The 20,247-nt window shown below is 53.1% G+C and carries 20 protein-coding genes; 13 read left to right on the plus strand and 7 right to left on the minus strand.

Annotated features, from left to right (window positions below):
* Positions 1 to 142: 142 nt before the first annotated feature.
* Positions 143 to 1,438 (plus strand): MFS transporter, encoded by a 1,296-nt coding sequence (locus HMPREF1487_RS16310; RefSeq protein WP_010797784.1) that lies wholly within the window; start codon positions 143 to 145, stop codon positions 1,436 to 1,438.
* 50 nt (positions 1,439 to 1,488) lie between these two features.
* On the opposite strand, the gene HMPREF1487_RS16315 is transcribed toward HMPREF1487_RS16310, so the two are convergent.
* From HMPREF1487_RS16315 to HMPREF1487_RS16340, 6 genes are all read right to left on the minus strand, one after another.
* Positions 1,489 to 2,109, minus strand: coding sequence for a phosphoadenosine phosphosulfate reductase domain-containing protein (locus HMPREF1487_RS16315; protein WP_010797785.1), 621 nt, complete (start codon positions 2,107 to 2,109; stop codon positions 1,489 to 1,491).
* Between the two features lie 23 nt (positions 2,110 to 2,132).
* A complete protein-coding gene (gene pabB / locus HMPREF1487_RS16320; RefSeq protein ID WP_010797786.1) occupies positions 2,133 to 3,536 on the minus strand; it encodes an aminodeoxychorismate synthase component I in 1,404 nt (467 codons plus the stop codon).
* A 4-nt stretch (positions 3,537 to 3,540) separates the two neighbouring features.
* Positions 3,541 to 4,533 carry an alpha-L-glutamate ligase-like protein gene (locus tag HMPREF1487_RS16325; RefSeq protein WP_010797787.1) on the minus strand — a complete coding sequence of 331 codons (993 nt, stop codon included), beginning with the start codon at positions 4,531 to 4,533 and terminating at the stop codon, positions 3,541 to 3,543.
* A 1-nt stretch (position 4,534) separates the two neighbouring features.
* Complete coding sequence (locus HMPREF1487_RS16330) at positions 4,535 to 6,070, minus strand: osmotic stress tolerance membrane protein RloB (protein WP_010797788.1); 1,536 nt, start codon at positions 6,068 to 6,070, stop codon at positions 4,535 to 4,537.
* Positions 6,071 to 6,086: 16 nt separating this feature from the next.
* Positions 6,087 to 6,608, minus strand: coding sequence for an ATP-dependent zinc protease family protein (locus tag HMPREF1487_RS16335; RefSeq protein WP_051370192.1), 522 nt, complete (start codon positions 6,606 to 6,608; stop codon positions 6,087 to 6,089).
* Positions 6,609 to 6,727: 119 nt separating this feature from the next.
* Positions 6,728 to 7,546: a posphoenolpyruvate synthetase regulatory kinase/phosphorylase PpsR gene (locus tag HMPREF1487_RS16340; protein ID WP_010797790.1), complete on the minus strand. Its 819-nt coding sequence runs from the start codon at positions 7,544 to 7,546 to the stop codon at positions 6,728 to 6,730.
* Positions 7,547 to 7,751: 205 nt separating this feature from the next.
* On the opposite strand from HMPREF1487_RS16340, the gene ppsA reads away from it, so the two are divergent.
* The 9 genes from ppsA (at position 7,752) to HMPREF1487_RS16385 (ending at position 15,990) form a co-directional block, all read left to right on the plus strand.
* The gene (gene ppsA, locus HMPREF1487_RS16345) at positions 7,752 to 10,121 is read left to right on the plus strand and encodes a phosphoenolpyruvate synthase (protein WP_037030131.1); all 2,370 of its coding nucleotides are present in this window, start codon (positions 7,752 to 7,754) and stop codon (positions 10,119 to 10,121) included.
* 55 nt (positions 10,122 to 10,176) lie between these two features.
* Positions 10,177 to 11,145 (plus strand): alpha/beta hydrolase, encoded by a 969-nt coding sequence (locus tag HMPREF1487_RS16350; protein WP_010797792.1) that lies wholly within the window; start codon positions 10,177 to 10,179, stop codon positions 11,143 to 11,145.
* Positions 11,146 to 11,203: 58 nt separating this feature from the next.
* Positions 11,204 to 11,503 carry a Rieske (2Fe-2S) protein gene (locus tag HMPREF1487_RS16355; RefSeq protein ID WP_010797793.1) on the plus strand — a complete coding sequence of 100 codons (300 nt, stop codon included), beginning with the start codon at positions 11,204 to 11,206 and terminating at the stop codon, positions 11,501 to 11,503.
* 18 nt (positions 11,504 to 11,521) lie between these two features.
* Positions 11,522 to 12,013: a ribonuclease E activity regulator RraA gene (rraA, locus tag HMPREF1487_RS16360; protein ID WP_010797794.1), complete on the plus strand. Its 492-nt coding sequence runs from the start codon at positions 11,522 to 11,524 to the stop codon at positions 12,011 to 12,013.
* 20 nt (positions 12,014 to 12,033) lie between these two features.
* Positions 12,034 to 13,035 carry a zinc transporter ZntB gene (locus HMPREF1487_RS16365; RefSeq protein WP_010797795.1) on the plus strand — a complete coding sequence of 334 codons (1,002 nt, stop codon included), beginning with the start codon at positions 12,034 to 12,036 and terminating at the stop codon, positions 13,033 to 13,035.
* 55 nt (positions 13,036 to 13,090) lie between these two features.
* The gene (locus tag HMPREF1487_RS16370; protein WP_010797796.1) at positions 13,091 to 13,339 is read left to right on the plus strand and encodes a hypothetical protein; all 249 of its coding nucleotides are present in this window, start codon (positions 13,091 to 13,093) and stop codon (positions 13,337 to 13,339) included.
* Positions 13,340 to 13,341: 2 nt separating this feature from the next.
* Positions 13,342 to 14,166, plus strand: coding sequence for a mechanosensitive ion channel family protein (locus HMPREF1487_RS16375; RefSeq protein WP_010797797.1), 825 nt, complete (start codon positions 13,342 to 13,344; stop codon positions 14,164 to 14,166).
* Between the two features lie 79 nt (positions 14,167 to 14,245).
* Positions 14,246 to 14,830: an RNA polymerase sigma factor SigX gene (gene sigX, locus HMPREF1487_RS16380; RefSeq protein WP_019365377.1), complete on the plus strand. Its 585-nt coding sequence runs from the start codon at positions 14,246 to 14,248 to the stop codon at positions 14,828 to 14,830.
* Between the two features lie 104 nt (positions 14,831 to 14,934).
* On the plus strand, positions 14,935 to 15,990 hold the full coding sequence (locus HMPREF1487_RS16385; protein ID WP_010797799.1) for an OmpA family protein: 1,056 nt from the start codon (positions 14,935 to 14,937) through the stop codon (positions 15,988 to 15,990).
* A gap of 97 nt (positions 15,991 to 16,087) precedes the next feature.
* Here HMPREF1487_RS16385 and gltA read toward each other — a convergent pair whose 3' ends face one another.
* A complete protein-coding gene (gene gltA / locus HMPREF1487_RS16390) occupies positions 16,088 to 17,371 on the minus strand; it encodes a citrate synthase (RefSeq protein WP_010797800.1) in 1,284 nt (427 codons plus the stop codon).
* A 340-nt stretch (positions 17,372 to 17,711) separates the two neighbouring features.
* Between gltA and sdhC the strand changes: the two genes are divergently transcribed.
* From sdhC to sdhA, 3 genes are read left to right on the plus strand one after another with little or no spacing between them, the layout of a single operon-like run.
* Entirely contained in the window at positions 17,712 to 18,098 is a 387-nt protein-coding gene (gene sdhC / locus HMPREF1487_RS16395) for a succinate dehydrogenase, cytochrome b556 subunit (RefSeq protein ID WP_010797801.1), read from the plus strand.
* Complete coding sequence (gene sdhD, locus HMPREF1487_RS16400; RefSeq protein WP_010797802.1) at positions 18,092 to 18,460, plus strand: succinate dehydrogenase, hydrophobic membrane anchor protein; 369 nt, start codon at positions 18,092 to 18,094, stop codon at positions 18,458 to 18,460. The genes sdhC and sdhD overlap by 7 nt, the downstream gene beginning before the upstream one ends.
* A gap of 3 nt (positions 18,461 to 18,463) precedes the next feature.
* Positions 18,464 to 20,236: a succinate dehydrogenase flavoprotein subunit gene (gene sdhA / locus HMPREF1487_RS16405; protein WP_010797803.1), complete on the plus strand. Its 1,773-nt coding sequence runs from the start codon at positions 18,464 to 18,466 to the stop codon at positions 20,234 to 20,236.
* Positions 20,237 to 20,247: the final 11 nt, after the last annotated feature.

Consider the following 20,247-nt stretch of genomic DNA (forward strand, 5'->3'; position numbering starts at 1 on the left):
ACGGAAGTATTGATCCGAATTTAGACTTAATAAGCTTTCATGTGAAGTGTTGTTGAGTAAAAAGTATTACTTTATAGTCCATATCACCAGTGCGGCTGCTATGCTCAAGCCGTACATAACAAAAACAATCGGAGACTTGGCTATGAGCCCAGAAATGCGGCTGATCCGCCTCATCACACTCAAACTTATTCCCTTCCTTATCCTGCTGTACCTTGTAGCCTACGTGGACCGTTCCGCTGTCGGGTTTGCCAAGTTGCATATGGGGGCAGATATCGGCATCAGCGATGCGGCTTATGGGATGGGGGCAGGACTGTTCTTTATCGGATATTTCCTATTCGAAGTGCCAAGCAATCTGTTCCTGACTCGCTTTGGAGCGCGCCGCTGGTTTGCACGGATCCTCATTACCTGGGGTGCCATTACGATTGGCATGGCCTTCATCCAGGGGCCAACCAGCTTCTATGTAATGCGGTTTCTACTTGGTATTGCGGAGGCGGGATTCTTTCCTGGGGTGCTGTACTACATCACGCAATGGTATCCCATACGTCACCGCGGCAAGATCCTGGGATTTTTCATCCTGTCGCAACCCATTGCCATGATGGTAACTGGTCCGCTCTCGGGCGCCTTGCTAGGCATGGAAGGCATAATGGGTCTGCATGGCTGGCAGTGGCTGTTCATTCTTATCGGTACGCCTGCAGTATTGCTCGCATGGCCAACCTTGCGTTTTCTGCCAGATGGTCCGGCAAAGGTGAAATGGCTATCGGCTGATGAGAAACGCTGGTTGGCAAACGAACTTGAAAAGGATTTGCAGGAATATGGCCAGACACGTCATGGCAATCCACTGCATGCACTCAAGGACAAGCGCGTCCTGCTACTGGCACTTTTCTATCTGCCGGTGACCTTGAGTATTTACGGCCTGGGCTTGTGGCTGCCGACGCTGATTCATCAGTTTGGCGGAAGTGACATCATGACCGGCTTTGTCTCGTCCGTTCCTTATCTCTTTGGCATTATTGGTCTTTTGCTTATTCCTCGCAGTTCAGATCGCCTGAATGATCGTTATGGTCATCTGGCGGTCCTGTATGCGCTAGGTGCCATAGGTTTCTTCTTCAGTGCTTACCTAAGTGCACCAGCACTGCAATTGGGGGCTTTGTGTCTGGCGGCCTTCAGCCTGTTTTCCTGCACTGCAATCTTCTGGGCGCTACCAGGTCGCTTTTTCTCGGGTGCCAGTGCCGCCGCTGCCATTGCGCTGATCAATTCGGTGGGGAATCTGGGAGGTTATATCGGGCCATTTGGTATTGGCGCACTTAAAACCTATACCGGGACATTATCGTCCGGTTTGTACTTCCTGGCAGGAGTACTTTGCATAGGTCTTTTGATGACATGGGTCGTGTATAACCAGCTGGAGCGGCGCCTTGCGCTCAAGACTGCCCCATCTTCCTGAGCGGCAGGCTGCATAAAAAAGCCACTCTTGATGAGTGGCTTTTTGCTTTATCAGTGCTGGATATGCAAGCCGCACTCACGGTTTTCTTCGCCCTTGGTGGGGTCGAAGTAATCGAAGTTGTTTGGCAGATTGTGCTCCACCAGATATTGGTACAGGTCTTTAGAGGTCCAGTTCAGCAGGGGGGCAACCTTGATCAGGCCATCCTGGTTGATGCTGACCGGCTGCATTTGGGCACGTACTGCAGTATCGCTTGCACGCAATGCGGTAAACCACACGCTGGGTGCCATTTCCCGCAGTGCGCGGGTAAACGGCTCAAGTTTGACTTCTTCGGTAAAGGCCTCATGGCGTGGATCGTCTAAACCAGGCACAGGACCTTCAATAGCTTCGCGATGGGCCCGCGAGCGCTTGGGTAGATAAGTGATCAAGTTGAGATTAAGTGCGCGGGCGACCTCATCGGCGAAGCGATAAGTCGCCTCGGTATTATAGCCGTTGTCCATCCACACCACAGGGATGTCAGGCTTTACGCGCGTTACCATGTGAAGAATGACCGCTTCAAACGGACGAAAATTGGTCGTGCAGATAGCCGGCTTGCCAAGACCCAATGCCCAGGCAACAAGCTGCTCAGGCTGATTGGCGAATTCGGCATTGATGCGGTCCAGATCAAGTGACATGGCAAGGCTCCAACGCTAATAAGTCAAGACGAACATGGTAACAAAGCCCCGTCTGGGCTGCACGACGTAGCGGCATCCGTCAGGCTATGCATCTCAAGGGTGTTCAATAACACTCGTACCTTGGCAATAGATTCCTCATACTCGTCTTGCCATTCTGAGTCCCTGACGATTGCACCGCCGCCCCAGCAGCTGGCCATCCCGTCCTTGATCAATACACTGCGAATAGCGATGGAGCTGTCCATCTCGCCCCGCACGTCGATATAGAGCAGGGAGCCACAGTAGATGGAGCGGCGAGTCGGCTCCAGCTCATCGATAATTTCCATTGCCCGAATCTTGGGGGCTCCGGTGATTGAGCCGCCTGGAAAGCTTCCGGCCAGCAGATCGAATACATCACAACCGGATGCAAGCTCACCCCTCACACTGCTCACCAGATGATGCACGTTTGGATAGCTCTCCAATGTAAATAGCTCAGGGACTTTGACCGAGCCTATTCGGCAGCTGCGTCCCAGGTCATTACGCAAAAGATCAACGATCATTACATTTTCGGCACGATCTTTTGGACTGGCCAGCAATTCATCTGCCAGGGCGGCGTCTCGTACGGGGTCCAGGCTGCGTGGTCGCGTCCCTTTGATAGGGCGTGTTTCCACCCGACCGTCATGCACCTGAATGAAGCGTTCAGGTGAGTGGCTGAGGATGGCACCGCCCTGGATGGGCATATAACCGGAAAAAGGCGTAGGGCAGGCGGCTCGCAAGGTGCGGTAGGCTTGCCAGTCCGATCCAGAGCAGGGCGCCTGAAAGCGCTGTGTGAAGTTGATCTGATAACAGTCCCCAGCGTTTATATAAGCCTGGGTTCGCTCGATTTGTTCGCGATAGCGCTCTTTAGTCACATTCGCCTGGAATGGGATTTTCAGGCAAAAGGTTTGATCCTGGCTTGGAGTAACCGGGCTTGTGAAGAGATCAATCAAGCGCGAGCGTTCAGCGGCATTCAGTACCGGATGAAATACTAGCTGGCTGGTCTGTCTCTCATGATCGCTAATCAATGCCCAGCCATACAGACCCAGTCTGGCCTCAGGCAACATCAGATCATCTTGGGCCTGAGCCGGTAGACGCTCCAGCTGGCGACCAAAATCATAGCTCAGATAGCCCATCACGCCACCTGCAAAGGGCAGATCTACTTCGGTGGGAAGCTGCGCTGCTCCGAGCCTGCCGAGTGCGTGGCGAAGCCGAGCGAAAAACGAATGCCCTGATTCCTCCGGTAAAGGGGCGAGCTGCTCTAGCGGCCAGGCACTAAGCAGGTCATATCGTCCACGTGTGGCCGTTGGTCTGCCAGAGTCCAGTAGAACAGCACCCTCCGCATTACGGATGCGCTCGAAGAAATCACCGGGGTCTGCTTGGTAGTCAAGCGGATAAAGTGTGCAGGTGAGCATGTGTTCAGCGAGTTATGGTAGATGAGGAGACATGACCGAATAATCGTTGAGAAAAGGCTACACGCTCTTCCGCTGTTTCAACGATACCCTGGGTCTGCATTTCGGCGAGACGAGCCTCTACTGCCTGAGCTCGCAAGGTAAGTCCGCTGTCATTGGCAATCTGAATATTCAGGCCAGGCCGTGCATTGAGTTCAAGAATCAGAGGTCCTTTATCTTTGTCGAGCACCATGTCAACACCAATGTAACCCAGCCCGGATAATTCATAACAGGAAGCCGCCAGGCGCATGAAGTCGTCCCAGTCCGGCAACTGTACGCCGTCTACGGGGTGGGCGGTATCCGGATGCTTTTCGATCTTGGCGTTAAGCCAGGTGCCTCGCAGCGTAAGCCCGGTTGCCAAGTCCACTCCGACACCAATGGCACCCTGGTGCAGGTTGGCCTTGCCGCCGGACTGGCGTGTAGGCAGGCGTAACATGGCCATTACGGGGTAGCCCATCAAGACGATAATTCGAATGTCCGGAACACCTTCATAGCTGATATTGCGAAACAGCTCATCAGGGATGACCCGGTACTCGATGAGTACTCGATCTCTATGGCCACCGAGTGAATAGAGACCCGAGAGGATGCTGGAGATGTGATATTCCATGTCCGAACGGCTAACCATCTTGCCGGAGACTGTTTTCAATCGCCCCTCAAAGCGGTCGGCAATGACCAGAATGCCGTCGCCACCAGCCCCCTGTGCGGGTTTAACAACGAAATCCTGATGGTTCTCAATAATCGTATCGATCTTCCCGATGTCGTGCTCTGTCGAGATGATCCCGTATAAATCTGGCACATGGATGCCTGCCTCGATTGCTCGCTGCTTAGTCAGGATTTTGTCATCCACGACCGGGTACAGGCTGCGCTTGTTGTACTTGAGTACATAATCGGCATTACGCCGGTTGATACCCATGATCCCGCGAGCCGAAAGGGCCTTCCATGTTTTGATCAAACCGAACATGTCAGTCTTCCTTCAGCAGGGCCTTGAAGCGAACCAGTTCCGTCAGGCGATAACCGCGATAACGACCCATTGCCAGCATGAAGCCCACTAGAATCAACAGGACGGCCGGGAACGTAAATACGAAATACACCAGCGGTGGGATTTTCATCAGAAGATAAGCCAGCGAGCCGGCGAACAACGTGCCGATGGCGACCTTGAGAGCATGGTTGGCGCCACGCTCCTCCCAGGTTATCGAGAGTCGCTCAATGGTCATGGTCAGAATAACCATTGGGAAGAGCGCAACCGAAAGGCCGTTTTCAAATCCCAGTTTGTGACTGAACAGGCTGATGGCGGCAATCATGACTACGACGAACGTCAGTACAACCGACAGTCGAGGCAGCATTTGCAGGCGGAGGTGTTCCAGGTAGGAACGCAGGGAAAGGCCCAGTGCAGTGATCACGGTGAACAGACCGATGCCCCACTGCAGGCCGGTTTCCCGGAAAGCCAGTGCAATCAGAACCGGTGTAAAGGTTCCCAATGTCTGCAGGCCTATAAGATTTCGCAGTATGAGAATCACGAGCACGCCAAGCGGGATCATGATCATCGTCTGGTAGGTCTGCTGGGTCTGGAGGGGCAGGCCGTACAGGGAATAATCCATGAAGGCCGTCTCCACACTCGAATTGGTGAGCTGAGCCAGGCGAATGGCATTCATCTGGCTGCTGTCCAGCGTGAACGTCACATTCGCTTTACGACCGCCATCGAGGTTCAGCAGTTGACCGTCACCGCTCCACCAGATCATGCGATCGGACGGTAGACCGCGCTCGCCTGTTTCAGGATTGAAATAGATCCAGTCCTTGCCGTTATAGCTACGCAGCCAGAGTTCCGGATTTTGCTGAATGTGGGCGACAAGGCGCAGGGTGTGAACCTTTTCCAGGGGTACACGTGCCAGCGACACCAGCAGATCGATGGTCTGTGCCCGCTTGGTGATGCTGGTATCGCCATTAAGTAACAACTTTACGTTGTCGTCATTGACGTTATTGACGCGCCTGATGGCTTCGCTGATGAATGTTTCCACATCGGCTGAATGTTGACGGATAGGCGCGATCAAGGCTTCAGCAGCCAGGCGCTCAGGACCTTCCGGCAGAACAATAGGGTCTCGAGTAACCGGGCCTTTTTCTTCACGTGGCTTGTCACTTCCAAAACGCTTGGTCATAACCAGACGGTAATACAGGGTCTGGTCGCCTTTGGCACGTCGCGCAGACCAGGTCAGCTGCCGGTTACCCTCTATGCGGCTGACGTTAACGCCGTAGTTATTGGAGACAAAGCTCTCGTTAAGGCTGACGTAGCCTTGCGTCAAGGGTGGAACGAACAATTGTACTTTGACGGGCACGTGGGGTGTGGCAGTAAACGTAACCTTGGCATCGATGCTCCATAACTCATCTGTTTCATCCTGAGTGATCGGAATGCCCAGCCCAAAGATCTGGTAGGCGGTAATGGATACGCCAAGTAGAACCAGAACGGTGATAAGAATCTTCAGATGCAAATTAATGGAGCGCATGCAGGTTACTCGACTTTCAAATAGGGCATGCCGGAGTACCGGCCAGATAAGAGCGGGAGACGTCAATCAAGGCGTCATAGCGCCTGAGTGCCTTACTGCCAATCAGCAAGGGAAAGTCAAAGTGGCTACGGTTCGTAAGATTAACCTCAATCGTATGCCTCTCATTTCCCATGCAGATAACCATTGGAATAACGGGACGACTGGTATGCATCTTGGGTTCGACCCCTGGTGTGTGGTCTGCATGCCGCCGCTTGATATGGCTTACACGAAGCAGAGGGCGCTCCAGCGTAATGTCATGGGCCTGATCAATAGCCAGAGAAAAGCGCACCCAGCGCTCCCCGCTACGGGTAAATAGATGAATGCGGTGTGCACTCAAGGAGGCGGTTTCTGCACCCGTATCAAGCTTTGCTTTAAGGTGTAAATTCAGCTCCGGCAGATACACATTTTCATGCAGGCCATACGTTCGCTTCTCGCTTGAAAAGCACAGGGTGCTCCATAGCAGGGGCACGCTAAACAGTAGATAAATTAAAGATTTCATCAAGCTAGTGCAGGCCAGGCATGTGCCAGCGGAGGATGGCTTCCGGCACAGTGCGTTAGTCAAAAGGGCGCATTCTAGCATGGGCCCCTTTCTAAACCAGTGAAGCCTACCGCGACGTATCACTTCAGGCGGCGCTCAACACCTTTCTCTACCAGAATCTTGGCGGCGATCTCTTCAACAGAGAAATGGGTTGAATTGATAGACGGAAGATTTTCACGTCGGAACAGGCTTTCTACTTCCCGGACCTCAAACTCGCACTGGGCAAAACTGGCATATCGGCTATTGGGCCGGCGCTCGTGCCGAATCGCCGATAGGCGGTCAGGGTCGATTGTCAGACCAAACAGTTTGTTCTTTTGTGCCTTGAGCGAGGCAGGCAGTTGCAAGCGCTCCATGTCCTCCTCGGTTAAAGGATAGTTCGCTGCTCGAATTCCAAACTGGAGCGCCATATAAAGGCAGGTGGGCGTTTTGCCGCACCGGGAGACACCGACCAAAATCAAATCAGCCTTGTCGTAGTGTTGCGTACGCGCGCCGTCGTCGTTTTCCAGAGCAAAATTCACGGCCTCGATACGTTGCATATAATTGGCGTTGTGCATCATGGAGTGTGATTTACCGACCGAATATGACGATTCGGCACACAACTCCTGCTCAAGCGGGGATAAAAAAGTGGAAAAGATGTCAATCATGAACCCATTCGACTGGTCGAGAATCGCGCGTATTTCCCGATTGACAATGGTGTCGAAAATAATGGGGCGTGCACCGTCTGACACGGCGGCGTTGTTGATTTGCTGTACCATGGCCCGGGCTTTTTCCACGGTGTCGATATAGGGCCGGGTCAGTTTTGTAAAGCTGATGTTCTCGAATTGAGCGAGTAAGCTTTGGCCGAGGGTTTCGGCAGTAATGCCGGTACCGTCGGAAATAAAGAAGGCGGTTCGTTTCATCAGGGTGAAACTCCCGAGACAGTGGTTTTTGATTTTATCGTAAGGTGCTTCGTAAAGGCTGTCGGGAGACTGGCACTTTTTAAAAGTACCTGGCGCCTGTAGCCAGTCGATAAAACGAATTCTACTGATTCTGGAGTAAAGACCCAGTGTGAACGTGCCAGTTGCGTACGAGCTTTCCCACAAATACAAATATGGAGAGATCACCTTGGACGAGTACGTAGTTTCCCTGGATAAACTCGGGGTGCACGATGTTGAGCAAGTGGGCGGCAAAAACGCATCCCTTGGCGAAATGATCAGCAACCTGGCGGGCGCAGGTGTTTCGGTTCCTGGCGGTTTTGCTACTACTGCACAGGCCTATCGGGACTTCCTTGAGCAAAGCGGGCTTAATGACCGTATCCATGCCGCTCTGGACGCGCTAGATGTCGACGATGTTAACGCGTTGGCTAAAACAGGCGCCGAAATCCGGCAGTGGATCATGGACGCCGAATTTCCGGCTCGCCTGGATACTGAAATCAGAACGGCCTTCGCACAGCTGTCGGCAGGAAATGACAATCTGGCGGTTGCCGTGCGGTCTTCCGCTACGGCAGAAGACCTGCCGGATGCCTCCTTTGCCGGTCAGCAGGAAACGTTCCTGAATATACGCGGTGTAGACAACGTCATCCGAGCGGCCAAAGAGGTCTTTGCATCGCTGTTCAACGACCGGGCCATTGCTTACCGCGTACACCAGGGCTTCGATCACAAGCTCGTCGCGCTATCGGCTGGGGTGCAGCGCATGGTTCGCTCCGAAACAGGGGCGGCAGGCGTGATGTTTACACTGGACACCGAGTCGGGTTTCCGGGATGTGGTCTTTATCACAGGTGCTTATGGCCTGGGTGAAACCGTTGTCCAGGGTGCCGTCAACCCTGATGAGTTCTATGTACACAAGTCCACACTAGAGGCGGGGCGGCCTGCAATCCTTCGCCGTAATCTGGGTAGCAAGGCTATCAAGATGATCTATGGCGAGGAAGCCAAGGCGGGGCGCTCTGTCAAAACCGTCGATGTTGAGGCTGCCGAGCGTGCACGCTTCAGCATTACCGATGATGAGGTCACCGAGCTTGCCAAGCAGGCACTCATCATTGAAAAGCATTATGGTCGCCCGATGGATATCGAGTGGGCCAAGGATGGAGATGATGGCAAGCTCTATATCGTTCAGGCGCGTCCCGAGACCGTCAAGAGCCGTGCCAGTGCAACAGTAATGGAGCGCTACCTGCTCAAGGAAAAGGGGCAGGTCATTGTTGAAGGGCGTGCGATCGGCCAGCGTATCGGTGCAGGCCCGGTCAAGGTCATCCGTGATGTTTCCGAAATGGATCGCGTCATGCCGGGCGATGTCTTGGTTTCCGATATGACCGATCCCGACTGGGAGCCGGTCATGAAGCGCGCCAGCGCTATCGTCACCAACCGCGGCGGCCGGACGTGTCACGCAGCAATCATCGCTCGTGAGTTGGGTATTCCGGCTGTAGTGGGGTGTGGCAATGCAACCGAGCGCCTTAGTGATGGGCAGGTCGTAACCGTCTCATGCGCAGAGGGTGACGCGGGCCTGATCTACGAAGGTGAATTGAGCTTCGATGTCCGTCAAAGCTCGGTAGATGCCATGCCTGATCTGCCATTCAAAATCATGATGAATGTAGGAAATCCAGATCGAGCATTCGACTTCGCCCAATTGCCCAATGCAGGCGTTGGACTGGCGCGCCTTGAGTTCATCATCAATCGCATGATCGGCGTGCATCCCAAGGCGCTACTCAATTACGACAGTCTGCCGCTGGATATCAAGGAAAACGTCGACAAGCGTACGGCTGGCTATAGCGATCCGGTAGGCTTTTACGTCGAAAAGCTGGTCGAGGGCGTTAGCACGCTGGCTGCAGCGTTCTGGCCCAAAAAGGTCATTGTCCGCCTGTCCGACTTCAAATCCAACGAGTACGCCAACCTCATTGGTGGCAAACTGTACGAGCCTGAAGAAGAAAACCCGATGCTCGGGTTCCGTGGTGCTTCTCGCTATATCAGCGAGTCTTTCCGCGACTGCTTCGAGCTTGAATGCCGTGCCATGAAAAAAGTGCGTAACGAAATGGGTCTGACCAATGTCGAGCTTATGGTTCCTTTCGTTCGTACTCTTGAAGAGGCCTCCCAAGTAGTTGATCTGTTGGGGACCTACGGGCTCAAGCGTGGCGAAAATGGCCTGCGCGTGATCATGATGTGCGAGCTGCCTTCCAATGCGCTTCTGGCTGAAGAGTTCCTTGAGTATTTCGATGGTTTCTCCATCGGCTCTAATGACATGACTCAATTGACGCTGGGCCTGGATCGTGATTCTGGCATCATTGCTCATCTTTTCGATGAGCGTAATCCAGCCGTCAAGAAGCTCCTGGCTCAGGCCATCGCGGCTTGTAACAAGGCCGGTAAATACATTGGTATTTGCGGTCAGGGCCCGTCCGATCATCCTGACCTAGCCAAGTGGCTGATGGATAAGGGAATCGAAAGCGTATCGCTCAATCCGGATTCCGTGCTTGATACATGGTTCTTCTTGGCCGAGGGACAGGCTTAAAATAGCGCGTCATTCACAGGCGGGGTTAACCCCGCCTTTTTATGTAACGGTAATTATGCAAAGCAGTAGCCAGCTTTTCCCTGTTGCGCTCGTGCGCGCCGAGTTATACGGGGACTTAACCGAAGATGTGTACCTTCTCAAGCCCAACAATAGCTCAGACCTTAGTGTTGAACTGTCTCTGACACGCCTTGGGCGGCTGAACCGGCAAGCGCCCTACAGACCTCCCGTTATCCTCGTTCATGGTGCCTTTGGTAATCGTTTTACGTGGTATTCCGCGAGCGGTACTGGGCTGGGTGTCGAACTTGTCGATGCCGGATTCGACGTCTGGATTGCCGAGATGCGCGGTCATGGCTGCTCACCACGCAACCTGGAGTATGTGAGCAATCAATTATCTGACTATGCACGCTATGACCTTCCAGCAATTGCAGCCTTTGTAGAGGAGCAATCGGGGTTGCCGGGTCACTGGATAGGGCACGGGCAGGGCGGGCTTGCGGTTATTTTGGGCGTGCTCAACGAATGGATGACCGAGCGCTCAGTCAAGTCGCTGGGCTTGTTGGGCGTTGCCACGTCCGACCGTCTGTGGGGGCTGCTATCGTGGCGGGAAAAAATGCGCTCGACTATTTCCGGCCATGGAGTAGGCGTTGGTCCTGAGGATGAGCCAAAGGTGCTGCTAAAGGCACTTCAGGATGAGCGTGCACTGGGCAGTAGTCGCTCCGAGCGGGACCGGCTGCTAACGCGATTGTCTTCGCTCTCAATACCTGTACTGGGACTGGCAGCTGCCAATGACCCACTGGTGAGCGCTGAGGCGTGCCGAATGCTGTTTGACCGTTTCGGAGGGCAGTATAAGGATTTCATCTCTCTAGGCCAGCTTCTTTCCCGCGAAAACGGTATGAGTCATGCCTCGCCTTTCATGGCACGGGAAGCACATCGGCACTTTGGCGGGCTAATTTCAGAATGGCTGACCAGTATCGAAAAAGCTTCACAAAAGCAGGATGTTGCACCTAGTATCGAACTGACTGAATAGTAGCCCTGGATTCACTCAGGAGCCCAATGCGCAGCGGGCGATATCGTTAGGAGAGCCCATGTTCGTGCCGCTTGAAAGGTTATTGAATCTTGAGGAAGGATATCGTCAGCGCTTCCTGATCAAGGGGTTGCCAATCGTACTGATGGTCATCGAGGGCAAACATATCCTTTTTGAAGACAGGTGTCCCCATCAGGGCGCTTCACTGTTTCAGGGCGCCTTAACCTCGGACTCGATACGATGTCCCAGGCATGGCTTTGAGTTCGATGTGCACACAGGCAAGGCAGTCAACGCCAACTGTCCTGAGTTGAAATTGCTCAATCCTGCCTATGAGCGGGATCGTATCGGTATCGACCTTTAACGTCTCGAGAGGCCTCATATGCGCTACGTCACGCCTGATCTCTGTGATGCCTATCCCGACCTGATACAAGTGGTAGAGCCATTGTTTAGTAATTTTGGTGGCTGCGACTCGTTTGGTGGGCAAGTTGTCACCATCAAATGTTTTGAAGATAATTCGTATGTAAAGGAGCGGGTCGAGGAAGACGGTTCGGGAAAGGTCATGGTCGTGGATGGCGGTGGGTCCATGCGCTGTGCGCTTCTGGGCGATATGCTGGCTGAAAAAGCAGCAGCCAATGGATGGGCTGGTATCGTGATTTACGGATGCGTTCGGGATGTGGATGTACTGGCTGAGACCAACCTAGGTATCCAGGCACTGGCTTCGCATCCCAGAAAATCCGAAAAGCGTGGAGTAGGGCAGCGCGATATACCCCTTGTGTTTGGCGGAGTCACTTTTGAAGTTGGCCATTATCTATATGCTGATAACAACGGCATTATCGTCTCCTCGCAGCGGCTTGAGATGCCAGGCGAATGAAAGAGTAACGAGAATCTGGAATGCAGGATTACGAAAGCGGTAACGAACGCGGCCTCGTATATGGCTATGTATTGAATGGACGAGGTGGTGCCCGCCGGATTCAGCGCAACGAGCTCGATATTCTTGACCTGCAGCCCGACGAAACCCTGTGGTTGCATTGGGACCGAAGTGTACCTGAGGCCCAGCAGTGGCTTCGTCAGTCCAGCGGACTCAATGAGTTTGCCTGTGATCTTCTTCTGGAAGAGGCCACCCGTCCTCGTATCGTTCCCTTGATCGGCGAGAGCCTTCTCCTGTTTCTACGCGGCGTGAACCTGAACCCCAACGCTGTTCCCGAGGATATGGTATCGCTGCGTGTTTATGTGGATGCCCAGCGCGTTATTTCTCTTCGCTTGCGTCCCCTCAAGGCGGCAGCTGAAATCCAAGAGGATCTCGAGGAGGGAATAGGGGCTGAAAACACGCGGTCGCTTATCCTTCAACTGGCTACTTACATGACAAGCCGGGTCGATACGCTGGTCGTTGAGCTTGCTGAACAGCTCGATGAAATGGAGGAACGGGTAGAAGAAGATGAAACAAACCTGCCCGAGCACAGCCTGATCCTGGGTCTGCGCAAGCGCGTCGCTAGCCTCAAGCGTTATCTGGCTCCTCAGCGCGACATTTACTTCGATCTGTCGCGCCAGAAACCAGCCTGGCTGGTAGCCGGAGGAGAGGCCGAGTACTGGAGTGAGCTTCATAATAGCCTGACGCGGAATCTGGAGGAGCTTGAGCTTATGCGAGAGCGAGTCAGCTTCTTGCAGGAGGTCGAGCAGCGCAGTGTGGCTGAGCGGACCAATCGGACCATGTATCTGCTTGCCATCATTACCGGATTCTTCCTGCCCATGAGCTTTGTGACGGGTCTGCTTGGCATGAATGTGGGCGGCATTCCCGGATCGACATTCTCGATGGGCTTTGTTATGGCATGCGGTGCCATCCTGCTTATTGCTGTCTTTCAGTGGTGGCTCTTCAGGCGGTTGCGGTGGTTGTAAGCGTGACTTGCTGTTTTGGACGGCCGTCTAGCATGAAAGTGGCGAGGGGTGCGCTATGCCAGATCCTTTCGAAGAATCATTAAAAGATATGCTCAAGTCGGGAGCCGAGGCTCCGACGGATTACGACAGACTGGATCGCGTCCTGAAGACTGCCAATCGGCAGGTGGGGGCAGGTGATCTGTTCGGGCTGATGGGGCGTTGGGGATCCGCCGTCCTCATGGCTATCAATAATGGCTCGGGGCACGTCAAGCCTGTACGTGGTTCTTCTCGTAGCTCCCGTTCTTCTAACAAACAAGCCGAGTAATCATGGAATTTGATATCTGGACGCAAAGCCTCCTGTCCGCGATGACAACCCTATGGAGCAAGGTGGCAGGCTTCATTCCCAATCTTCTGGGGGCTTTGCTGGTTGTTATTCTCGGATTCTTTTTTGCGAAGCTGCTTGATCATCTTCTTTCCAGGCTCCTGGCCAAGCTAGGCCTGGACAGATTGATGACCGGGACTGGTCTTACCAAGATGTTGGCCCGGGTTGGGATCAAGATTCCTGTCAGTACATTGATCGGTCGCATCGTCTACTGGTTCATTCTGCTGGTTTTTCTGGTATCGGCTGCAGAGTCGCTTGGCCTGCAGCGCGTTTCGTCTACGCTTGATGTCATGGCCTTGTACTTGCCCAAAGTGTTTGGCGCTGCTCTGGTTCTAGTCATAGGCGTGCTGCTGGCGCAGCTGGTCAATGGAATCGTGCATGGCGCGGCTGAAGGTGTTGGGCTGGATTATTCCGCAGGCCTTGGGCGCGTTGCCCAGGCGCTGGTCATTATCATCAGCATTTCTGTAGCCATCGGGCAGCTTGAAATAAAGACTGAGCTACTCAATACCGTTATTGCAATCGTGTTGGCATCACTTGGTCTGGCAGCCGCATTGGCGTTGGGGTTGGGCAGTCGCGACCTAGTCGCTCAGATCCTGGCTGGAATCTATGTGCGAGAAATTTTCGAGGTCGGGCAAGTCGTACAAATCGATGAGGTTGAAGGCGTTATCGAAGAGATCGGTACGGTGAAAACGTTGTTGCTTACCGCGGACGATGAATTGATATCGGTTTCAAACAAGCGGCTTCTTGATCAGCGTGTAAAGGCTCGCTAACAAGTGAAAAAGTTGCCGACAGCGAGCTGTGAGACGGATATCATGCCGCCCACTGAACGGCAGTCCGGCACCGTCCGCTTTGAACGAAACCTTGTCTACAGCCTATGATCCCCGCCAGCTCACTGATGAGGAGCTGGTGCAGCGCGCACATACCGAGTTGTTCCATGTGACGCGTGCCTACGAAGAACTGATGCGGCGGTATCAACGTACGCTGTTCAATGTATGCGCACGCTATCTGGGGAACGACCGAGATGCAGATGATGTCTGTCAGGAGGTCATGCTGAAGGTGCTGTATGGACTTAAGAACTTTGAGGGCAAGTCAAAGTTTAAGACCTGGCTCTATAGCATTACGTACAACGAGTGCATTACCCAATACCGGAAGGAGCGTCGTAAGCGTCGTCTGGTAGATGCTTTGAGTCTGGAGCCGATCGAAGAAGCTTCGGATGAAAAGGCGCCAAAGTTGGAAGAGCGGGGTGGTCTGGATCGCTGGCTAGCCCATGTGAATCAGATTGATCGAGAAATTCTGGTGTTACGCTTTGTGGCGGAGCTCGAGTTCCAGGAAATTGCAGACATCATGCACATGGGGCTCAGTGCGACCAAGATGCGTTATAAGCGGGCACTGGATAAGCTGCGTGACAAGTTCGCAGCAGAAGTTGAGGGCTAGGTAACACCATAGTCCACTGTTTTTTATGAACTTCTGAATAACTTGTTGTCAAAGCCTCCGGAGATTGCCGGAACACTAATATCATTAAGATGGGGATACATAGGATGAAATTGAAGAGCACCTTAGGCGTCGTCATTGGCTCCCTGGTCGCCGCTTCTTCTCTGAGCGCCATGGCTCAGGGTCAAGGCGCAGTAGAGGGCGAGCTGTTTGGCAAGCGCTACTTCACCGACAGCCAGCGTGACATGAGCAATGCCAACCTGTATGGCGGTTCGGTGGGTTACTTCCTGACTGACGACGTCGAGCTGGCGCTGTCCTATGGTGAGTACCACGACGTACGTGGCGACCACGATGAAGGTCACAAAAAGATTCACGGTAGCCTGGCTGCCCTTGATGCCTACTACCACTGGGGTGCTCCTGGTGTAGGTCTGCGTCCTTACGTTTCCGGCGGTTTCGCTCACCAGTCCCTGACTGATGCGCATGCTGACCATCACGGCCGCAACCACACTACGTTCGCAAACGTAGGTGCGGGCCTGAAGTATTACTTCACCGAGAACCTGTACGCTCGCGGTGGCCTGGAAGGCAACTACAACATCGATGATGACCAGGGTGAGTGGTCTGCCGTCGTAGGTGTGGGTGTGAACTTCGGTGGTTCTTCCCGTCGTCAGGAAGCTGCACCAGCACCGGAGCCGGTTGCTGATGTGTGCACCGATTCCGACAACGATGGCGTTTGCGATAACGTCGACCAGTGCCCGAACACTCCAGCTAACGTAACTGTTGATGCCAACGGTTGCCCGGCTGTTGCAGAAGTTGTTCGCGTTGAACTGGACGTGAAGTTCGACTTTGACAAGGCTGTTGTGAAGCCGGAAAGCTATGGCGACATCAAGAACCTGGCTGACTTCATGCAGCAGTATCCACAGACTTCTACTACTGTAGAAGGTCACACTGACTCTGTTGGTACTGATGCTTACAACCAGCGTCTGTCTGAGCGTCGCGCAAACGCAGTTCGTAACGTTCTGGTTAACCAGTATGGTGTTTCTGGCAATCGTGTGAATGCTGTAGGTTACGGTGAGAGCCGTCCTGTAGCTGACAACTCCACTGAAGCTGGCCGTGCCGTTAACCGTCGCGTAGAAGCTGAAGTTGAAGCTCAAGCTAAGCAGTAATTAGTTACTGTCTAGTAAAAAGCCTGCATCTTAGGATGCGGGCTTTTTAATTTGTGCTTGTTGAAGCAATAAAAAAGCCCCGAAAGGGGCTTTTTTATTAACGATTATTAATCGGATTAATATCGCGCTTGGTTGGGCCGGTATAAAGTTGGCGAGGACGACCAATCTTATAGGGGCCGGAAAGCATTTCTTGCCAGTGAGAGATCCAGCCTACTGTTCTGGCCAGGGCGAAGATCACAGTAAACATACTGGTGGGTATGCCGATTGCTTTTAGGATAATGCCTGAATAGAAGTCGACGTTGGGGTAAAGATTTCTTTCAATGAAGTAAGGATCTTTGCGCGCAAGTTCTTCCAATTGCATGGCAAGTTCAAGCTGAGGATCATTAATGCCAAGTTCGGCAAGAACTTCATCGCATGTCTGTTTCATAACTTTGGCGCGAGGGTCAAAGTTCTTGTAAACACGATGGCCAAAGCCCATTAGCTTGAATGGATCGTTCTTATCCTTGGCCTTGGCGACGAACTTATCAATATTGCTGACATCGCCAATCTCATCCAGCATTCGCAATACTGCTTCGTTTGCTCCGCCGTGAGCGGGGCCCCAAAGCGCTGCAATGCCGGCTGCGATGCAGGCGAATGGGTTTGCACCCGAGGAGCCTGCCAGCCGAACTGTCGAGGTGGAGGCGTTTTGCTCGTGGTCGGCATGCAGAATAAAGATTTTGTCCATTGCCTTTGCGAGAACCGGGCTGACCGGCTTAATTTCGCAAGGTGTATTGAACATCATGTGAAGGAAGTTTTCTGCGTATCCCAGGCGATTATCGGGATACATCATTGGCTGACCCATGGAGTACTTGTAAACCATGGCGGCCAGGGTTGGCATCTTGGCAATCAGGCGCATGGCCGAAATTTCACGATGATGCGGGTCCTGGATGTCCAGGGAGTCATGATAGAAGGCGGAAAGTGCGCCCACTACGCCACACATGATGGCCATTGGGTGAGCGTCACGACGAAAGCCATTGAAGAACGTCTTAAGCTGTTCATGAACCATGGTGTGGTTCTTGATGATGCTTACAAAGTTCTGCTTTTGTTCTTCGTTAGGCAATTCACCTTTTAGTAAAAGGTAACAAGTCTCAAGGTAATCGGACTTTTCTGCCAGTTGTTCGATGGGATAGCCGCGGTGCAAGAGGATCCCATTATCACCATCGATGTAGGTGATTTTCGATTCACAGGAGGCCGTCGACATAAAGCCTGGATCGAACGTGAAAACGCCAGCATTCGTAAGATTACGAACATCGACCACATCAGGTCCGAGGGTTCCAGACATTACGGGCAGCTGTACCGGGTCTGCGCCCTCAATGATTAGCTGCGCTTTCTTGTCAGCCATTAAGGCCTCCTTATTTATGCTTGAAATCATTTATACAACCCCCACGCAGGGCCAGGGCCACTATAGAGGCAATCATTTGAAAGTCAATTTACGAACATATTGCGCCAATTATTACTTAGGTTTCAAACGTGCTCATAACTTACACTATTGAGCGCCGTTTAGGGCAGCGACATTAGTCTATTTGTATGGAATTGGTGCGTTGTCATGAGCAGCCTAACTGTCTATACTTCATGGCCGACCGCCTCAGGCTGTGTGCCTCTCCAGCGCGGTTGTCAATCCAGTAATGGATGTCTATTAAAGCAATTCCCAATAACTAGCCCGGCAACTTTGGGCTCTCAGTGTGAAAGAAGCCGTGAATAGTAAACGACCTGTAAATCTAGACCTCAGGACCATAAAACTCCCTATCACAGCTTACACCTCGATCCTTCACCGAATTTCCGGCGTTATCCTCTTCATCGGCCTTGCTGCGCTGCTTTATGGGCTCGACCTGTCGCTGAGTTCTGAGGATGGATTTGCTCGTGTGAAAGCGTTCCTGGCGTATCCGTTGGTCAAGCTCGTGATCTGGGCCGTGTTGTCCGCATTGCTGTACCACCTAGTAGCAGGCGTGCGCCATTTGATTATGGACATGGGTGCCGGTGAAACATTGCAAGGCGGCAAATTGGGCTCTCAGATCGTATTGATTGTATCTGCGGTGCTGATCGTTCTGGTGGGGGTCTGGATATGGTAACTAGCGTCACTAACTTCTCGCGCTCAGGTCTCTATGACTGGATGGCTCAGCGCGTATCCGCAGTAATTCTTGCGATTTATACGCTTTTCTTGCTTGGATATGTCGTGCTTCACCCCGATATGTCGTTTGAGCAATGGCATGGGCTGTATAGCAACGGCTGGATGCGAATCTTCAGCTTGCTCGCCTTGGTTTCGGTTGGGGTTCATGCCTGGGTAGGCATGTGGACCATCTCTACCGATTATCTGACCCCTATGGCCTTGGGCAAGGGCGCCACGACGGTGCGTTTCCTGTTCCAGGCTGTGTGTGGTGTTGCCATGTTCGCCTTCTTTGTGTGGGGCGTACAGATTCTTTGGGGTGTGTGAGTCATGTCCAGTATTCGTACTCTTTCTTTTGACGCCATCATCGTAGGTGGCGGCGGCGCAGGCATGCGTGCAGCGCTGCAGTTGGCCCAGTCAGGTCACAAGACAGCTGTTGTTACTAAGGTTTTCCCTACTCGTTCCCATACCGTATCCGCTCAGGGCGGTATTACCTGTGCCATCGCATCGGCTGACCCGAATGACGATTGGCGCTGGCATATGTACGACACTGTAAAGGGGTCGGACTACATTGGCGACCAGGATGCCATCGAGTACATGTGCTCTGTGGGTCCCGAAGCGGTTTTCGAACTGGAACACATGGGTCTCCCGTTCTCCCGTACTGAAACAGGCCGTATCTATCAGCGCCCATTCGGTGGGCAGTCCAAGGACTATGGTAAGGGCGGCCAGGCGGCGCGTACGTGTGCTGCGGCTGACCGTACCGGTCATGCGCTGTTGCATACCCTTTATCAAAACAACCTGAAGAACAATACAGTCTTCTTGAATGAGTGGTATGCAGTCGATCTGGTAAAAAACCAGGATGGATCCATCGTTGGGATCATTGCAGTTTGCATCGAAACGGGTGAGACCGTTTACATTCGTTCGAAAGCCACTGTTCTGGCCACCGGCGGTGCTGGACGTATTTACGCTTCTACTACCAACGCGCTGATCAATACCGGCGATGGTATCGGTATGGCATTGCGTGCAGGTGTGCCTGTTCAAGACATTGAAATGTGGCAGTTCCACCCAACCGGTATTGCCGGTGCGGGCGTGCTGGTAACCGAAGGTTGCCGTGGTGAGGGGGGTTACCTCATCAACAAGCATGGCGAGCGCTTCATGGAGCGTTATGCGCCTAATGCCAAAGACCTGGCTGGACGAGACGTTGTTGCTCGGTCCATGATCAAGGAGATCATTGCAGGCAATGGCTGTGGCCCAGACGCCGATCATGTACTGTTGAAGCTGGATCACCTAGGTGAAGAGGTGCTTCACGGCCGTTTGCCAGGCATTTGCGAGTTGTCCAAAACATTCGCGCATGTTGATCCGGTCAAGGCACCTATTCCTGTTATTCCGACCTGCCATTACATGATGGGTGGTATCGCTACCAATATTCATGGACAAGCGATCACTCAGGATACCAATGGCAATGATAAGATCATTGAAGGGCTTTTCGCCGTGGGCGAGGTAGCCTGTGTGTCGGTTCATGGTGCAAACCGTCTGGGTGGCAACTCTCTGCTTGACCTTGTTGTCTTTGGTCGCGCAGCGGGTCTGCATTTGGAAAAAGCATTGAAGGAAGGTGTTGAGCATCGCGACGCCAGCGCCAGTGATATCGAGCACTCCCTGGCTCGCATTTCTGGTGTCAACGAACGCAGCACTGGAGAAGACGTAGCGCCTCTGCGCAAAGAGCTTCAGAGCTGCATGCAGAACTACTTCGGTGTATTCCGTACGGGCGAGTACATGCAGAAGGGTATCGCACAGCTTTCCGAGCTGCGCGAGCGAATCGCCAACGTGAAGATTGCAGACAAGAGCCAGGCATTCAACACGGCCCGTATCGAGGCACTCGAGCTACAGAACCTTTTGGAAGTTGCTGAAGCCACTGCTATTGCAGCGGAAACCCGCAAGGAAAGTCGTGGAGCGCATGCTCGCGAAGATTTTGAAGAGCGGGACGACGAGAACTGGCTCTGCCATACCTTGTACTTCCCAGAAGACAAGCGTGTTACCAAGCGCGCTGTCAATTTCTCTCCGAAGACAGTTCCTACGTTCGAACCTAAAGTTCGTACATACTGAGGTTTGCCGTT

The organism is Pseudomonas sp. HPB0071, assembly GCF_000478505.2.
Lineage (GTDB): Bacteria > Pseudomonadota > Gammaproteobacteria > Pseudomonadales > Pseudomonadaceae > Chryseomonas > Chryseomonas luteola.

Excerpts from the sequence above, each read along its gene's own strand:
- HMPREF1487_RS16310 (WP_010797784.1), top strand. The coding sequence starts at position 143 with ATGAGCCCAGAAATGCGGCTGATCCGCCTCATCACACTCAAACTTATT.
- HMPREF1487_RS16315 (WP_010797785.1), bottom strand. The coding sequence starts at position 2,109 with ATGTCACTTGATCTGGACCGCATCAATGCCGAATTCGCCAATCAGCCT.
- pabB (WP_010797786.1), bottom strand. The coding sequence starts at position 3,536 with ATGCTCACCTGCACACTTTATCCGCTTGACTACCAAGCAGACCCCGGT.
- HMPREF1487_RS16325 (WP_010797787.1), bottom strand. The coding sequence starts at position 4,533 with ATGTTCGGTTTGATCAAAACATGGAAGGCCCTTTCGGCTCGCGGGATC.
- HMPREF1487_RS16330 (WP_010797788.1), bottom strand. The coding sequence starts at position 6,070 with ATGCGCTCCATTAATTTGCATCTGAAGATTCTTATCACCGTTCTGGTT.
- HMPREF1487_RS16335 (WP_051370192.1), bottom strand. The coding sequence starts at position 6,608 with ATGAAATCTTTAATTTATCTACTGTTTAGCGTGCCCCTGCTATGGAGC.
- HMPREF1487_RS16340 (WP_010797790.1), bottom strand. The coding sequence starts at position 7,546 with ATGAAACGAACCGCCTTCTTTATTTCCGACGGTACCGGCATTACTGCC.
- HMPREF1487_RS16350 (WP_010797792.1), top strand. The coding sequence starts at position 10,177 with ATGCAAAGCAGTAGCCAGCTTTTCCCTGTTGCGCTCGTGCGCGCCGAG.
- HMPREF1487_RS16355 (WP_010797793.1), top strand. The coding sequence starts at position 11,204 with ATGTTCGTGCCGCTTGAAAGGTTATTGAATCTTGAGGAAGGATATCGT.
- rraA (WP_010797794.1), top strand. The coding sequence starts at position 11,522 with ATGCGCTACGTCACGCCTGATCTCTGTGATGCCTATCCCGACCTGATA.
- HMPREF1487_RS16365 (WP_010797795.1), top strand. The coding sequence starts at position 12,034 with ATGCAGGATTACGAAAGCGGTAACGAACGCGGCCTCGTATATGGCTAT.
- HMPREF1487_RS16370 (WP_010797796.1), top strand. The coding sequence starts at position 13,091 with ATGCCAGATCCTTTCGAAGAATCATTAAAAGATATGCTCAAGTCGGGA.
- HMPREF1487_RS16375 (WP_010797797.1), top strand. The coding sequence starts at position 13,342 with ATGGAATTTGATATCTGGACGCAAAGCCTCCTGTCCGCGATGACAACC.
- HMPREF1487_RS16385 (WP_010797799.1), top strand. The coding sequence starts at position 14,935 with ATGAAATTGAAGAGCACCTTAGGCGTCGTCATTGGCTCCCTGGTCGCC.
- gltA (WP_010797800.1), bottom strand. The coding sequence starts at position 17,371 with ATGGCTGACAAGAAAGCGCAGCTAATCATTGAGGGCGCAGACCCGGTA.
- sdhD (WP_010797802.1), top strand. The coding sequence starts at position 18,092 with ATGGTAACTAGCGTCACTAACTTCTCGCGCTCAGGTCTCTATGACTGG.
- sdhA (WP_010797803.1), top strand. The coding sequence starts at position 18,464 with ATGTCCAGTATTCGTACTCTTTCTTTTGACGCCATCATCGTAGGTGGC.